The organism is Methyloglobulus sp. (assembly GCF_040079455.1).
In the GTDB taxonomy this organism is placed as follows: Bacteria; Pseudomonadota; Gammaproteobacteria; order Methylococcales; family Methylomonadaceae; genus Methyloglobulus.
The window spans coordinates 1-16,430 of record NZ_JBEBKJ010000082.1 but is presented as its reverse complement, the minus strand read 5'-3'; the positions used below and the strand labels follow the sequence as shown (position 1 = coordinate 16,430).

Genomic DNA, 16,430 nt, shown 5'->3' with positions numbered 1-16,430 from the left:
TCATTAAAAACGTAATGAACCACCCCATTTTAATCAATATCGGCCTGTTGCTGTGCAGTAATGTTTTTATGACCTTCGCGTGGTACGCGCATTTGAAAGTGCTGAACACCAAGCCGTGGTGGATTGCCGCGCTGGTGAGTTGGGGCATCGCATTGTTTGAATATCTGTTGATGATACCTGCCAATCGTATCGGCTATACCGTTCTCAGCGTCGGGCAATTAAAAATCATCCAAGAAGCCATCACCTTGTCAATTTTTGTGCCGTTTTCGCTGTTTTATTTGCGTGAGCCGCTAAAATTAGATTTTTTATGGGCAGGTTTATGCCTGTTTTTGGCGGTATATTTTATGTTTAGGGAAAAAATATAAAACGGCGTTTCAGTCAATCCAAAGCGCAATCAGATGATACAGCAAAGCACTGTTAATTAAGGTTTTTTTTAATCCTGTTGCAAGCGTTCCACTCAAGCGCATAATAAGAGTGAACCAAGACGTGAACCAAAATTTCATGGTTCTGAATTTTTGTTTAAAACCAATAAATTACTGTTTTTTGAACGCTTCAATGGTTCACGTTAGCAGTCAATGATAAGACATAAACGATTGTTGCTATTGGCGGTTTATCGGTTTTAGTTGGTTCACATAAAGGTTGCGCGAAAATAGAAACAAAACGGGGGGTATGGCGAAAATAACAGATTTGACAGTCAAGGGCTGGCTTAGCGATCCCGATAACCGCTTTGAAAACAAGTCGTGCGGCAACGGCTTATACCTTGTCTACCGTGAATCAATGGCAGCCGCCCAAATGGCGGTACAGGTACAGGTACAGGTACCGGCTGGCGGGCAAGCAACGGCAAATGTTCATCGGTAGCCACAAGGATTTGACCCTGGCGGAAGCGGCGCGTGAATGCAAGCGGCTCAATGCCTTGGTTGCGTTGGGGGCATGACGTGGCAAGAAAAGCAAACGCGGAAGCGGGACGACATAGCCAAGCGGGAAGCCGAAATGAACCGGATAGCCGTGGCTACCCTTGCCGACAGATATTACAAGGAGCGGGTACTCACTAAAGTCAAAAACCCGCAGCACCCACTAGGCCACACCAATCGGTTAGTGTCGGTATTGGGGAAAATGAACGTCGAGGATGTGACAGGCAAGGACATCAACGCCATGTATCAGAAGGATTTAACCCGTGTGGCTACCCGTCCAGTACAAATGCGTTGAGGGCTGCGGCCTTGCGTATTTTTGGCTATGCGGTGGCACAGCACATAATCCAGCACAACCCCGCGCAATGGCTCGATAAAAGTTATGCTGGCGGCGAAAGTGAGGGCAGAGACCGCAACCTTAGCCGTGATGAATTGGTTAGGCTGTTTGCGGCGATGCGCGGGGATAAGGACTTCGGGCGCGAAAACTATCTCACTGTTCAATTGCTGTTGATGCTTGGGGTACGTAAAAACGAACTTGCACAGTCCAAAAAGGCCGAATTCAACCTTGACGCTGGCGAATGGGCGTTGCCAAAAGACCGCACCAAAACCAAGGCGGCTGTAGACATTCCTTTGCCAAAACAAGCGGTCGAAGCACTCAAGGAACTTTTCTGGCTGTCAGGCGATAGCGAACACCTGCTCCCTGCAAGGGGAGGACGGAACGAACATATCAGCCACGCAACAATCAATATGGCATTGAAACGGGCGCAGGGCATTGACGGCTTCACCGTCTATGACCTGCGACGTACGGCAAAAAGCCGATTGCAGGAATTAGGGATTGACGAATTTATCAGCGAACGATGCCTGAACCGCAAGCTTTCCGGGATGGCGAAGAAGTATGGCAAACATGATTTTTTTAATGAGCGCAAACACGCCTTGCAACTTTTAGTCGTCCGGGCAGGGTTTTGAGCTGAAAGCGATAGGCAATTCCGGCCAGATACCGATGTGCGTATTTGCTGAAAGCAAAGGCATGATAAGCTCCACTCAGACTGGTCTTGACATTGTCCAGCATCGTATTGACCCAACGGAACTCGGGTAATTCCTTGGGTTTGCGGCCGCCCACGACGAGCGGAATATGCCGGCATCCGGCAGCACTGACGACACCAAAGCAAGCCAGCCCGTCGGAATGTACTGTGCAACCTGCTTGCAGGTGGCTTTTCGACCACATTTCTATTGCCCCGCTGGTAAAGCCGGACACTGGCGTCAGTTTGACACGGCCCGGATGGCCTTCGTCATCCACCGAGACAGCGGCTACAAATGGAACCTTGTTTTCCGATCCGCGACCCGCTTTGCCACCGCTGCGTTCGCCGCCTTTATGCCCTGTGGGTACAGATAGGCATCGTCTAGTTGAAGGAGGTAATGGTCTTCCCGCTCCGCCATCGCGTGCACTTGTGCCCTGCGGGTATCAGCTTATGGTGGATGAGCCACGCGCTGGGGTAACTCACGCCCAAATACCGCTTCAATGCCAAGGCCGATAAACCAGTTTTGGCTTGGCTGACCAAATAAATCGCCAGAAACCAGGTGGTCAAGGGCAGGTTCGTTCCCTGGAATAATGTCCCGGCAATCAGGGACGTTTGACGGTGACAGGCATTGCATTGGAATGTTCTGCGCGACCTTTAGCATGCAGGATACAATGGCTCCCAGGGCCACACCCAGGGCATCTAAACCCCTCCGACCAACGCGTTTGTATGAAAGCCTCTTCGCATTGGGCTTCGGTTCTATATTGGGGTTCTAAGCCCAAACCCTCGTAATTTTTTAAACCCTTTATAATCATGGTGTTGTATAAATATCTTCGTATATAATCCAATCATATTCCGCAGCAGTTGTGAGCGTCCGCTTTAAAAAATAAATCGAATTGCTCCAAACGGCCAACTCCAGCTCTTCGAGGTTTCCGAAAGCTGACTTTAAGATAGGGAATGACAGACCCTCATTTTAAGGGCTCTCTGTTTACCTGCGCTAAAATAACTCCTGATTCAAACCTGACCGAATCACTCATGACGATGCTTAACAATTCCAGGAACTATGCAATTTTGGCTTGGCTTTTATGGCAGAATTGTTGTTGACTATCAATGATAGGCAAATCAATGTACATGACAAGAAGAGGTGGACATAGTTACTTTAACTGAATGACTGACAAAAACGGTACAGTTTGGAGAAAAATAAATATAACTGATTGATTTAATATAAGAAATTATTATTGCATCTAAAGCATAAGCCGCTTGACGTAAGTTGCAACAAGATGTAGCTTTAATTCATGCAGATCATTACAAAATCATTGGAATTTCCATGAATGCAAATACTCAACCAGAGGTTAATGAAATAGCGGTTTATATCCAAAAAGCCCGTACTGCCCAGGAAAAGATCGCCAATTACACTCAAGACCAAGTTGACGAATTGGTGACGGCGGTTTGTTGGGCTATTGTTAGGGAAGAACGGGCAAAAGAATTGGCGAAATTGGCGGTTGATGAGGGCGGTTTTGGCAATTATAACGATAAGGTGAGCAAGATTCGTAACCGCTGCATGGGAACCTTACGTGATATGCAGGCAGTGAAAACGGTCGGTATCGTTGAGGAAATTCCTGAAAAAGGCCTGATTAAAATCGCCAAACCTGTCGGTGTCGTCGCAGCGTTGATTCCCACGACAGGCCCTGACGCGACACCGCCCCTAAAAACACTGCTGGCCTTAAAAGGTCGCAATGCAATTATCGTAGCCGCCCATCCTCGGACGCAACTTACGACTGAACTGACCGTGAAGATCATGCGCGAAGCTTGTGAGCAGGTTGGTGCCCCCGCCGATTTGGTGCAGGTCATTGAAAAACCGTCACTTCTGAAAACCCAACAGTTGATGCAGCAAGCGGACTTGATTGTTGCAACGGGTGGTGCCGCGATGGTGAAAGCCGCTTACAGTTCCGGTACACCGGCTTATGGTGTTGGGGTCGGCAATTCAGTCCATGTGGTTGATGAAACCGCCGATCTGGACGATGCAGCCAATACGATTGTCATAGCCAAGAAATTTGATTACGCGACCAGCTGTCTGGCCGATAATTCGGTTGTTGCTCAAGAGTCGATTTATGATGATTTAACCGAACGCCTGCAAAAATTGGGCGCTTATTTTTGTAACTCGGATGAAAAGGCCAAATTACAACAACTGATGTGGCCTACACCTGAAAACCATATTCCGAGCGTTGATGTAATCGCAAAATCACCATCCCTTATCGCAAAATTGGCTGGTTTCGATGTACCTGAAGATTGTAGCTGTTTGATCGTGGGGGAAAATGGAGCTGGCCCTGAGCATCCTTTTTCAGGGGAAAAATTGTCGCCAGTGTTAACACTTTATAAATATGTAGGCGACATTAACAATGCCATAAGCCAAGTAAACGCAATTACGGAGTATCAGGGTCAGGGTCACACGTGCGGCATCCATACAACTAATGACGAGCATGCGATGGCTTTGGCAATGCAAACCAAGACCGCAAGGGTAATGGTCAACCAGAGTTTGAATGAAGGTGCAGGCAGCCCACGAAACGGTTTGCCTTATACACTAAGTCTTAGTTGTGGAACTTGGGGAGGAAATATTACGACCGAAAATGTCAATGCCCGTCACATGGTTAACCTGACTTGGGTTTCACGGCCTATCAAACCCAGGCCGCTTGATGAGGCTGTTCTTTTTGAAAAACATTGGCAGAAATATGGGAGTTTATGACCCTATCGTGTATTCGAATGCGTTTTTATGCTAATCATTAGAGAAACTAATGCCTATTTATGAACTCCAATGCCCTAAGTGTAATCATCAATTCAAAGGTTTGGTAATGGCCAATACACAGGCACCCAAAGAGTGGGTCTGTTCCCGATGCGGCAGTCATGACGCGAAGCCGATTCATGTATATGAAAACATTCATCCACTGGAGAATGAACATGCCGCTGGATGCCCCTGTTGTGGGGGCATGAGTAGAAATAATTTTTAATAAAAACCATAATTAAATCAGGCTTATAAATCATAAGTAGATGAATATAAAATAAAAAATTTACCAAAAGAGGTGTCGAACATTTGATAGCTGCATAAATTGGAGAATAAATAAATCAGGGAGAACCACCATAAAATAACTATAAGAGAGGTGCAAAATGAATACGGTTTTGATTCCGACAAGTATGGTAGGCAATTATCCTAACCCACGATGGTGGGATGCTGATTTTGCAAGACATTTCAAGGGAGATCGACAGCCACCGGACGCCATGTGGCGGGAGGCCTTGGAGGATGCAACGGCGGCTATTGCTACCGACCAAGTTAATGCTGGCTTGGATATTATCGCGGATGGTCGACTTCATGGTGACAACTATGCCGATGCCGCACTTTATTATTATTTCAATCGGTTAGGCTATGATTTATCGGGAAGCCATCTTGGCTTTCCAATCTATAGCCGGTTACATTCTGCCACGGTCACTCAGGAAATCAAACGCCGGGGGCAAATCATGGTTGAACAAGCCCGTGCCCTCAAACGGGCGACTAACAAACCTGTCAAAGTCCAATACACGGGCATCCAAGTATTGGCGCAATGTACCAATGACTTACATTACTCCAACAGCCGCGACCGCGCATTAGCCATTGCTGCTGCTATCAACGAAGATATTTTAGCCGTTGACGAATTGGGTGTGGAATATATCCAGCTTGACGAATTCACTTGGCCTTATTTTTATGAAGATTGGGCAATCGAAGCGTTCAACCGTGCGGTAGCAGGCGTTAAACACGCCAAGATTGTTTGTCACATCTGTTGGGGCAATTGGGGCGGTACACCGGCTTATTATCCTGATAATACCGCAGGTAGCGGGGAGGTGTTTGATTTAACCAAACGTGCCCAAGACGCTAAAGCACCAAATCCCACCTCATCCGTGGTGCCAAAATCTTTTGAGGCCAAAATTGATGTGTTCAACATCGAAGGCATAGGCCGTATCTCTTTTGATCAATCAGGCCTTGAAATACTGAAACAACATCCAATCCCCAAGAACATGATGTTCTGGGCAGGGGTTATCGATGTTAAAAGCACGGTCACAGAAACCGCCGAACAAGTTGCAGCAAAAATTCGCCAATTACTCACGGTAGTTCCGGCTGAACAGTTGGGTGTTACGACTGACTGCGGACTCATTTTGCTGCAACGTTATATTTGTCAAGACAAACTTCATGCTTTAGTCGAGGGGGCAAAAATAGTCCGTAATGAACTAGCGAAATAAATGAGTGCTGAATCTTAAATTGGCTTGGGATAGCACCAAGCCAACAAGATCGTTAGCTAGTTTACAAAGTGACGACATTATTTAAACATTAAGACTGGGCGGCTACCAATGGATGTTTGGGGAGACTGTTATAGCATCGGAAAATGGCAAGATGTAATCGTCGAGACACTGGAGTCCGGCGATAGTGCACCTATTTTCAACATAAACCCCAAAGATATCCGCGAATTCGATGCTATATTTCTGGGTGGTGGTGCTGCCGGACGTTTTGGGGCGGCTTATTTGCGAGCTCTTGGCGGTCGAGTGCTTATTATAGATCGCTGGCCTTTTCTTGGGGGTTCTTGCCCCCATCAAGCCTGTGTACCTCACCATCTGTTTTCAGACTGCGCGGCACAATTGATGCTGGAGCGCACCTTTTCCGGTAAGCTCTGGTTTCAAAAGCTCAACGACAAAATTGTTTCCATAAAGAACATTGTTGAGCTCTTTCGAACTGGTAGGACAGGCCCCCATGCCGTGATGAACTACCAAACTAAAGAGCAACTGGGGTTGGAGTTTGCACTCAATACAGAACCCACAATTATCGATTCCCACACTATTCAAGTTGGCAACCGCGAGTTTCACGCAAAAAATCTTGTTTTAGCCTTAGGCGCCAAGCCCGTCTTGCCAGATATTTCCGGTGCTAATTTAAAAGGCGTATTCAACTCCCAAACCTTGGTAGAAAAGTTGGATTATGAACCGGGTAATACTATCGTCGTGATTGGCGGGGGGAAATCAGCGATTGAATACGGTTGTTTTTTTAATAGCACAGGTCGGCGTACGCTTGTGGTAGCAAGGCATCAAATAATGCCCATGCTTAAAGATGCTGAATCCCGTGCCTATGCCATCCTTATGATGGAAGAACAGGGCATGGAGTTTTTGGAAAATGCCGAAGTGATGGAGATAAAGGGAAATGCGCAAGGCAAGGTGAAGTCGGTTTCCATTAAAACTTCAGATAGCATAATAACTATTGATACCGATTTTGTGTTTATGGGATTGGGCGAACAGGCCAATTCCGAAATTATTGCCCAAAAATTGGCTTTGGAAACTGGGGAAAAAGGTTTCATTAAAGTCAACCGTCACATGGAAACCTCATTACCCCATATTTACGCCGTCGGAGATGTCACCGGGCCGCCAATGGAAATGTTTAAAGCCAGGAAAGAAGGCGTGTGTGCTGCTAAAAACATCATGGGACAAACCACTGAATATAAAGCGGTTGATTACCCTGATTTTATGCATACGCACTACGAGGTTTGTTGGTTGGGATTGAGCGAAGAGGAAGCGCGTCAGCGACATGCCAACGTAAAAGTCATGAAATTGCCCCCGGATAACCCAAATGGGTTAGATGTTGGCTTGCCAGCAGGCGATCGGATGATGCTGTATTTAATGGCAAAGCCGCGCATGTCCGGTTTTCAAAAGCTTATTATCGATGGTGATAACCGTAAAGTTTTAGGGGCTTTTCATATTGGCTATGGTGCAAAAGATGGGTTTCAATACCTCAATTACCTGGTAAAAAAAGGACTAACGATAGACGATTTGGCTGATATGGACGAATTATTTATCAGCCCCAGTTATTTCATCCAATTATGTCGATTACGTGCGGGTGATCCTCATTTTAATGACATGTAAACCTATTAATTAATCAACACGATGATAAGCCATCGATTTCAAGGGAAACAGACAGTCATCACTGGTGGCGCTACCGGCATGGGGTATGACATCGCCAGACGTTTGGGCATGGAAGGTGCTTCACTTGCTATTTTGGATATTAACGAGGCTGCATTATCAGATGCCGCCCAAAATCTCCGTGCCGATGGCATAGTTGTCAAAGCGTATCAACTTGACATCTCCGATCCTAACGAAGTTGCTGATACCTTTTCCAGGCTAATTGCAGATTTTGCCGGAACACTCGATATTTTGATTAACAATGCCGGTATTGCCGATTTTGGTACTGTGGAAACTACGGAACCCGAGGTTTGGAATAAGGTCATGGCAGTTAACATAAATGGCACCTACTTGTGTTCGAAATCCGCATTGCCAGCGATGAAACAACATGGCGGAACCATCATTAACTTTGGCTCAGTGGCTGGTATGGTAGGGATTCCCAATATGGCGGCTTATTGTGCTTCCAAAGCCGCTGTCATTGGTTTGACTAAACAAATGGCGGTTGATTATTCAAAGTTAGGCATACGCGTCAACTGCATTTGTCCAGGCATGATTGACAATACTGACATGGGACGACAAATTCTCGCAACTGACGAGTCTGAAGAGATGATGAAGAGACGGTTAAGTAAATATCCGATAGGGCGGTTCGGTAAGTCCGAAGAAATTGTCGCGGCAGTGTTATTTTTAGCATCTGATGAAGCCAGTTTCGTCTGCGGCTCGGCATTTACTGTAGACGGCGCTATGACAGCTATTTAAGGCCAAAAAACATGTATACACAAGCCGATAAACGATGTCCATTAACTCGACTCGTCGCGCACATACAAAGCGGCGATTGTTTGGCTATTGGCGGTGGGTTGTCCTGGCGCGAACCGATGGCGGCTTTAAGGGAGTTGATTCGACAAAATATTAAAGACCTTAAACTTGTCGGTTCGGCACATGGCATTGATGTTGACCTTTTATGTGGTGCAGGGAGTGTTGCCACCAGTGCAGAATCGTATGTCGGCTTTGAGCAGGATTTTGGCATGGCGATCAACTACCGTCGAGCCTGTGAAACAGGTGCCGTCAAAGTCGAAGATAACTGCTGTTATACCTTAGTCCAGCAACTTAGGGCAGCGATCCAGGGATTGCCTTTCATGCCGATCCGTTCGGTACAAGGGACGGATTTCCTAAAGCTGCATCCAGAGTTTAAAACGATGGCTTGCCCATTTACCGGCGAGCAGCTGGTATTGGTGCCTGCGCTCAAACCCGATGTCGCCCTTATCCATGCCCACTATGCCGACGAGCATGGCAATTTGCATATTGAAGGGCCGCTAGTAGCCGACATATTTTTTGCCAAGGCAGCTAAAAAAGTCATCGCTACGGTTGAAGCTTTAATCCCTCATCATGAACTGGCAAACAAAGGCGTAACGATTCCTTATTTTTATGTCACCGCCCTTTGCGAAGTGCCCTACGGTGCCCACCCGACATCCTGCTACCCTCGTTATGCTTACGACAGGGAACATACGAAGCTCTACTACCAGGCAGCAAAAAACGGCACCGATAACTTCCGTGACAATTACCTCAATCCGTTTGTTTATGATTGTAAAGACCACGCCAGTTATTTAAATTTGATTGGTGGTCAAAAAAAGCTTATCCGCCTTGAGCAATGGAAAGATGGCATCGATCAGTGGATGCAGCTTTATGAATAAGGCGGCAAAAATAAAAAGCTGTACGCTCGGCGAATTGATGATTTATCAAATCGCACTGTCGATAGAGGATGGGGTATTGGCTTTTCACGGTTTTGGATCGCCCTTGGTGCAGTTAGCTTTGCACTTGGCGAAACGCAACCATGCGCCTAATTTGGTGTTGGTAGCCGGCGCGACCTATGGCATCAATCCGACCCCAGCATTTTTAACGCCAACGACTAACGATTTTGCGATGAACCGTGATGCCGAATGTCATTTGTCGATTGAAGAATTATTTGACCTTGCTTCGAGTGGACGGCTAGGCCGAATGTTTTTGTCGGGCTTGCAAATTGATCGCTGGGGTAACATGAATGTCACTCATTTGGGAAACGAAGAGCGGCTTACGTTAAAACTACCCGGAGGTGGCGGAGGTTGCAATTTGTCTTGCGACGTAGGCCATATTACCATCTGGACAGCGGCGCATCGCACCCATGCAGATGACTTAGGCCGCCGCCGTTACCGTTTGGTTAACCGTTGCGATTTTGTCACCAGTGTGGGACATCGCACAGCAGATGGTTTGCTGCGTTCCAGTATGCCTTATCATGGCCGTGGCCCGGATTGCATTGTCACCGATTTAGGTATTTTTGGCTTCAATGCCGAAGGCCATGCGGAACTTCGTTTTGTCTATCCAGACACCAGTATTGAGTTAGTAAGCGAAAGTACGGAATTTGAATTTCCAGTTGCCGATAATCTGCTAACAGCCGCTTTGCCTGAGCCTGAGATGATTGAATTTATTCGCCAGCTTGATCCGCTTAAAATTCATGAACGCGAACTCAGCCAGGACGATCGAGTGCGAACTTTTGAACTGAAAAGGGCTTTCTGAATGAACGGGGCAATTCTTCAAGTCGGTGATTTAAAACAGCGGCAAAACTTTGTGCCTTTACCGTATCGTTGTGTCAGTTTCCAGCCTTACGATGGCGCAATGGATGCCGAAGCCATCGAGCATTACATACATTCGAGGGAAGTTTATCGGCGCACTGACATTATTATTTTGCACAATAACCGCCAAGAATATGCCGTAGTTGCCGTGCAACGCGCCCGTTCGGAGACTTTATTCACTGCTGTTGAAAAAGTCGAAGTATTGGCTTTACCGGATGACTGCGTTTTTATCGACGATCCTGAAACCGATCCGGGTAACCGCAGTGCCTTAGGCAAGACAGCCTTAGAATATCATGTTTCATCGCAACAGACGGCAATCGTGGTTGGTGCATTTGACCATGTCAATATAATCCACCACCCCAACCCTTTCGTGTTACGGGTAATCGAAGTCATTCCGCCCGAACCGCCCAAACTGTATCACGTGGTTGAACAGGTACTCAGTTATGCCGATTTACCGCCTATCGCCTTAGAATTGGAAACAATCGACCTGCGTAATCTTGCCGGAACGGTAACACCGGAAGCTTATTTGGTGCCATGTCGCTCTGGTGGGCTTAATGATTTGAGCGCACCGGTTTATTTTCTTGATGAGCGTCCCAAACAACGCCAAAATTGGACATTGTTGGGATGTGAACGCAGCTTACAATTTCACCGCCATTACTACGGAGATGAACCACCCCGTGTGGAAATGTGTCCACGTAAACTGCTAAAGTCGGACAAAAAAGCGACCATTTTGAAGTGTTGCTTATTGGAATATGACTTTGAACAAGAAGGTAACACCGTAACCGTGCCGTGGGGAACAGATTTGGCCATGATTGAAAAGGCTTTACGTCAATTATTTGTCGAGAATTTAAGACATGTCTGAGCTTGCGTGGGAAAATATCATAAAAAACCAGCGAGATTTACGAGAGATTAAACCTCGCAAAAGTGGCTGCACGATGGTAATGGATGTCGGCTTAGGGTTGCATGAAACCCAAAGTATCCTGCAAGCGTGTGCCAACTATATCGATCACTGGAAATTCGGCTTTGGCACATCCGCTTTTATGGACAAGAGCTTGCTACAAGAAAAACTGCATACATTGGCTGCACACAATATTCTCACTTTTCCTGGAGGGACAATGCTGGAAGTGGCGTTGCTCACCCAGCATTGCCGGGTGTATATGACCCATGCCAAAGCCTTAGGGTTTACAGCCGTTGAAATTTCTGACGGAACCCTGCCTATTCCGAGATTTAGACGCAAACGGATTATCGAATGTGCCTTAAATGCTGGACTGATTCCGATCACTGAAGTCGGCAAAAAAGACCCGAAAAGACAACCTACCCCAGAACAAATGGCCGATGAAGTTTTAGAAGACCTGGAATGGGGCGCAGCCTGGGTTATTATCGAGGGACGCGAGAGCGGTCATAGCGTAGGCGTGTTCGATGAGTTGGGTAATGTTGACGAATTTGAGGTCGATGTCATTATCGGAATGATTGGCGATAAATCCGATTCATTGATATGGGAGGCACCGCTTAAGTCCCAACAGGCTTTTTTCATCGAAAAATTTGGTGCGAATGCCGGGTTGGGCAATATCCCGATAGACCAAGTTCTTGCAGTCGAAGCGCTACGTAACGGCTTGCGTTTTGAAACCCTGAATCGCGTCACGGGCAAGCTATTACGGGAAGGTTCCTGGGATCCCAACGAAGTAGAAAGTAATGGTGCGATTAATCCGCCAATGACTCCGAATGGCACAGCGTCATGACGGGTAACGATGTCCGTCAGCCAGTTTCATTACAGGAAAAAATCCTGGAAATTGGCACAAGGCTAAAAAGCCCGCCGTCGGACAGGATGGTCAAGTCTGCGTTTACTGATGAATTAAGCCATCAGGTGCAATTATTTGAGGCGATAGGGCTGGTTGATATTGCCCATACCTTGGTCGCCATAGAACTGGGCACTATCCCGAAATCCCAAGGCCATCTTTTGCTGGCACAATTATTGGCTTTGCAAACCAAACCGCCTTCGTTCGTAATGACTCCGGACAGAGGAGATATCTATACCAACCGTGAAGCCTGGCTAGCAGAGCGTACAGAAACTGTGGGTTGGTTGGGTGCAGGCCGTGCCCGCAGGGAAGCGACGACGACCGCGTTTATTCTGGTACTGCGGCAAACACTGGTGGCGTTCATCGAAACCCTAATCGGAGTATCGACGACCCTAGTCAGTAAAGCTGGACAGCACTCATTGTCCATCATGCCGGATTACACTTACCTGCAAGCAGCCCAACCAACGACCTTCGGACATTATTTATTGGGTTTCGCTTACCCATTGCTACGTGATTTGGAACGGCTAGAGGCTTTTTTGGCACGACTTAATCTTAGTCCAATGGGCTGCGGTAGCACCAATGGTTCAAGGTTATTACAAGGTAGGCAGCCATTAGCGGCTTTATTAGGCTTTAACGGCGTAGTTCCTCATGCGCGTGATGCAATGTGGCAAGCGGATTTATTCATAGAAGCCGCTTCAATTCTGACGACGTGCAGTATCAATCTCAGCCGATTGGCAGAAGATTTGCAGGTTTATAGCACCCAGGAGTTTGGACTTGTGGAATTGAATGACCACCACGCTCGCGCCAGTAAAATCATGCCGCACAAAAAGAATCCTTTTGCGTTGACGCATATTCGTGGCGTAGCCAATAAAATGATCGGCCTGATGACTACAGTCACGGTATCGGCCAGGACGCCTTCAGGTCAACCAGATAATCGTTTGTTGATTTATGGGGAATTGCCTGATGCGATGCAAACCGTCAATAATACTATGTCTTTGATGACAGAAGTGCTGGAAGATATGACCTTCAATGCCGAGAGAGGCAGGGCTTTAGTGGCTTCCGGTTGGGTCATGTCCACCGATCTGGCTGAGGCATTGGTAGTGGAATGCGGACTGGATTTTAGAAGGGCGCATCAATTGGTAGCTTTCCTGGCAAACGAGCACCAAGGGAAAAGCATATTGGAACTCGAGCTTAAGACTTTAGTGCAGTGTGCTGAAAGGGTATTCGGCTATTCTATTACGCTGACTGAACAACAGCTTAAGTCTGCCCTAGATGTCACAATAGCTATCCAGGCACGAACAGAACCCGGCGGCACCGCAATTGGCAGCATGAATAATATGATTGCCGAATGCCGCCAAAAATTGGCAGACCATCATGATAACAATCAGTCCAGCATAGTTTATTTTGCCTGTAAACAAAAATCAATATTGGAACGCGCCATGAAAGAAGTCGGCCAAAATAAGCCATGTCCAGATTAGGCTTTGACTATATTATCGTCGGTGCCGGCTCAGCCGGTTGTGTGCTTGCCAACCGGCTGAGCGAGGATCCAAACTGCCGTGTTTTATTGCTTGAAGCCGGTTGTGAAGACAACGACCCTGCCATTCAAACGCCCGGCTTATTTTCCCAGTTGCAGGACAGCCTCTACGACTGGAGCGACCGTACGGTGCCGCAGCCTTGTATGAATGGCCGTCGTATTTATATACCGCAAGGGAAAGCATTGGGTGGCTCCAGTTCCATCAATTATATGATTTATATCCGCGGCAACCGGGCTGATTACGATCACTGGGCAGGCTTGGGTAACACAGGATGGAGTTATGAGGACGTCCTGCCTTATTTCATCAAATCTGAAACCAACCAAGCCTTTAATGATCGCTATCATGGTCAATCAGGGCCTTTGGTCGTCTCAAGCCATCCGCAACTATCGCCGGTTACCCAGTGTTATCTAGCCGCCGCCCAGGAAATGGGTATAACTTTTAATCCTGATTTCAATGGCGAACGACAGTATGGTTGCGGTCAGTTGCAAAGGACAATTGCTAAGGGTGTCCGATGCAGCGCTGCCAAGGCTTATTTGCACCCGGCGCGGCTTCGCCCCAATTTGACTGTAATCAACAATGCCCAAACCACCCAACTACTATTCGATAATCATCGTGTTATTGGTGTTCAGTATCTTCACTTAGGTGACGTAGAACGAGCTTTTGCCGCTTGCGAGGTCATTTTGTCTGCAGGGGCTTTCCGGTCTCCGCAATTATTGATGTTGTCGGGTTTGGGTCCTGCTTTGGAACTTGAAAAATTAGGCATTCATGTGCGGGTAGATTTGCCGGAAGTCGGCAAAAATCTGCAAGACCATATTCACGCCCGTGTACGCTGCGAATTGACTCAGCCTTTAACTTTTTCACCATTACCTAATAACGACAAAATTGCCGCTGCAAACGATTATGAATCCAACAAAACAGGTCCTTTGGCTTCAAATTTCCTGGAAACAGGGGCTTTTGTTAAAAGTGATCCCAACGTGGCGTATCCTGATTTGCAATTGTTTTTGTTTGGCAACTTAACACCTGAATACCCTGAGGCGGGTCAAGTTACTCGTCACGGTATTGCGCTAACGGCTTACGTTAACAGGCCCGCTAGCCGTGGTGAAGTTACCTTGTCATCCGCCGATCCATTGGATCGTCCCCGCATTAATCCGGGTTATTTCAGTGATCCTGACGACCTTCGTTGTTTGGTAGCAGGTGTGCGATGGAATCTCAAAATTCTTTACGCACAGGCATTTGACGATATCAGGGGCAATGAATTATCCCCAGGAATCAATACACGCGATGATGACGGTTTGGCAGACTTTGTAAGGCGCACGGCATCGACTACTTGGCATCCGACAACGACCTGCCGGATGGGAGTTGATGCAACAGCGGTAGTCGATCCGACTTTGAGGGTAAATGGTGTTAGCGGCTTACGGGTGGTAGATGCCTCTGTCATGCCTACTATTGTCAGCGGTAACACCAACGCGCCGACAATTATGATCGCAGAAAAAGCGGCGGACTTGATCCGTGGATGTCTGTAACCAATCAGATAATGCTTAACTCAGTCCATATCAGCGATTCGACTATTTACGGTTCTTCCTGGGCTGATGATGAACTGCGTCCTTTATTTGCCGAACAAAACAGGGTCTTAGGCTGGCTTGAAGTCATGGCTATACTCGCGCAAGTACAAGCCGAGTTTGACTTGATCCCGGAGCAAGCTGCAATAGAAATTAAAGCGGCTTACCAAGGCATTGTAATCGACGAAGCCTTCTTAAAAGAAGTGGGCGAAGGCTTTCTCCTTACCAATCATTCATTGATGGGATTGATTAATGCCGTCAAAAAAAATTGCGGCATTATTGGTGGAGAATGGCTTTGTTACGGGGCAACCGTCCAGGATATAACCGATACCCATACGGTGCGTACTTTATTAAAAGTGCATCAACACTTTTTAGAACAACTCACTGCAATTCAACAAATCCTGATTGATCTAGCTCGTCAGCACAGATACACTGTCATGTGCGGACGCACCCACGCCCAACCAGGGTTGCCGATTACATTCGGTTTTAAAGCCGCAACTTGGTTGGACGAACTCGGACGTCATCACCAGCGTTTGCTTGAGATTAAACCCCGCCTAAGCGTGGGACAACTTAGCGGCGGTGTCGGAAGCCTATCTTCCTTCGGGCCGCAAGCATTAGCATTACAAAAGACTTTTATGCAGCGCTTAGGCTTGGAAACGCCCGCTGTTTCTTGGACTAGCAGCCGAGACCGTTATGCCGAATGGTTGAATGTGTTGGCGATGATTACGTCAACTGGTGACCGGATCGGCCAAGAAATCGTCAACTTGCAACGACCTGAGATTGGTGAGTTGAGCGAAGGTTTTGTGTGCAGAGCAGTCGGCAGCATTACCATGCCGCAAAAACGCAACCCGGAAATTTCCGAACATCTTGGCACTTTATCAAGGGTAGTCAGGCATCATGCCGCGCACATGGCTGAGAATCTGGTGCATGGCCATGAACGCGACGGTCGCTCATGGAAGGGGGAGTGGCTGATTATCCCAGATGCAACCTTGGCTACCGGCAAATCACTGGCATTGCTCAAGTCGCTACTCAAAGACTTGCAGGTTAAT

The 16,430-nt window shown here is 47.2% G+C and carries 15 protein-coding genes and 1 pseudogene; 15 read left to right on the top strand and 1 reads right to left on the bottom strand.

Annotation, left to right across the window (positions count from 1 at the left end; all coding sequences use genetic code 11):
- The 4 genes from ABL924_RS15050 to ABL924_RS15035 all read left to right on the top strand — a co-directional run.
- Positions 1 to 365 (top strand): DMT family protein (locus ABL924_RS15050; RefSeq protein WP_349027918.1); only part of this gene is annotated, 365 nt, incomplete at its 5' end.
- 304 nt (positions 366 to 669) lie between these two features.
- Positions 670 to 858: a hypothetical protein gene (locus tag ABL924_RS15045; protein WP_349027917.1), complete on the top strand. Its 189-nt coding sequence runs from the start codon at positions 670 to 672 to the stop codon at positions 856 to 858.
- Between the two features lie 36 nt (positions 859 to 894).
- Entirely contained in the window at positions 895 to 1,206 is a 312-nt protein-coding gene (locus tag ABL924_RS15040) for a hypothetical protein (RefSeq protein WP_349027916.1), read from the top strand.
- An 11-nt stretch (positions 1,207 to 1,217) separates the two neighbouring features.
- Entirely contained in the window at positions 1,218 to 1,874 is a 657-nt protein-coding gene (locus ABL924_RS15035) for a site-specific integrase (RefSeq protein ID WP_349027915.1), read from the top strand.
- Here ABL924_RS15035 and ABL924_RS15030 read toward each other — a convergent pair.
- Positions 1,822 to 2,739: pseudogene (locus ABL924_RS15030) on the bottom strand (IS1595 family transposase). The gene ABL924_RS15035 and the pseudogene ABL924_RS15030 sit on opposite strands and share 53 nt — an antisense overlap.
- Positions 2,740 to 3,251: 512 nt before the next feature.
- On the opposite strand from ABL924_RS15030, the gene ABL924_RS15025 reads away from it, so the two are divergent.
- The 11 genes from ABL924_RS15025 to ABL924_RS14975 form a co-directional block, all read left to right on the top strand.
- Positions 3,252 to 4,667 (top strand): aldehyde dehydrogenase family protein, encoded by a 1,416-nt coding sequence (locus tag ABL924_RS15025; protein ID WP_349027914.1) that lies wholly within the window; start codon positions 3,252 to 3,254, stop codon positions 4,665 to 4,667.
- Between the two features lie 419 nt (positions 4,668 to 5,086).
- Positions 5,087 to 6,190: a cobalamin-independent methionine synthase II family protein gene (locus ABL924_RS15020; RefSeq protein WP_349027913.1), complete on the top strand. Its 1,104-nt coding sequence runs from the start codon at positions 5,087 to 5,089 to the stop codon at positions 6,188 to 6,190.
- Positions 6,191 to 6,298: 108 nt separating this feature from the next.
- On the top strand, positions 6,299 to 7,852 hold the full coding sequence (locus tag ABL924_RS15015) for an FAD-dependent oxidoreductase (protein WP_349027912.1): 1,554 nt from the start codon (positions 6,299 to 6,301) through the stop codon (positions 7,850 to 7,852).
- Between the two features lie 21 nt (positions 7,853 to 7,873).
- A complete protein-coding gene (locus ABL924_RS15010; RefSeq protein WP_349027911.1) occupies positions 7,874 to 8,644 on the top strand; it encodes an SDR family NAD(P)-dependent oxidoreductase in 771 nt (256 codons plus the stop codon).
- An 11-nt stretch (positions 8,645 to 8,655) separates the two neighbouring features.
- Positions 8,656 to 9,576, top strand: coding sequence for a CoA-transferase (locus ABL924_RS15005; RefSeq protein ID WP_349027910.1), 921 nt, complete (start codon positions 8,656 to 8,658; stop codon positions 9,574 to 9,576).
- Entirely contained in the window at positions 9,542 to 10,435 is an 894-nt protein-coding gene (locus tag ABL924_RS15000) for a CoA transferase (protein WP_349027909.1), read from the top strand. The genes ABL924_RS15005 and ABL924_RS15000 overlap by 35 nt, the downstream gene beginning before the upstream one ends.
- Positions 10,436 to 11,353, top strand: a complete 918-nt coding sequence (locus tag ABL924_RS14995; protein ID WP_349027908.1) for a hypothetical protein — start codon at positions 10,436 to 10,438, stop codon at positions 11,351 to 11,353.
- Positions 11,346 to 12,230, top strand: coding sequence for a phosphosulfolactate synthase (locus tag ABL924_RS14990; protein ID WP_349027907.1), 885 nt, complete (start codon positions 11,346 to 11,348; stop codon positions 12,228 to 12,230). The genes ABL924_RS14995 and ABL924_RS14990 overlap by 8 nt, the downstream gene beginning before the upstream one ends.
- Positions 12,227 to 13,765, top strand: coding sequence for an argininosuccinate lyase (gene argH / locus ABL924_RS14985; protein ID WP_349027906.1), 1,539 nt, complete (start codon positions 12,227 to 12,229; stop codon positions 13,763 to 13,765). The genes ABL924_RS14990 and argH overlap by 4 nt, the downstream gene beginning before the upstream one ends.
- Positions 13,753 to 15,345: a GMC family oxidoreductase N-terminal domain-containing protein gene (locus ABL924_RS14980; protein WP_349027905.1), complete on the top strand. Its 1,593-nt coding sequence runs from the start codon at positions 13,753 to 13,755 to the stop codon at positions 15,343 to 15,345. Before argH ends, ABL924_RS14980 begins: the two co-directional genes overlap by 13 nt.
- A gap of 11 nt (positions 15,346 to 15,356) precedes the next feature.
- Positions 15,357 to 16,430, top strand: a 1,074-nt coding sequence (locus ABL924_RS14975; protein ID WP_349027904.1) for a lyase family protein, incomplete at its 3' end; no start/stop codon positions are given.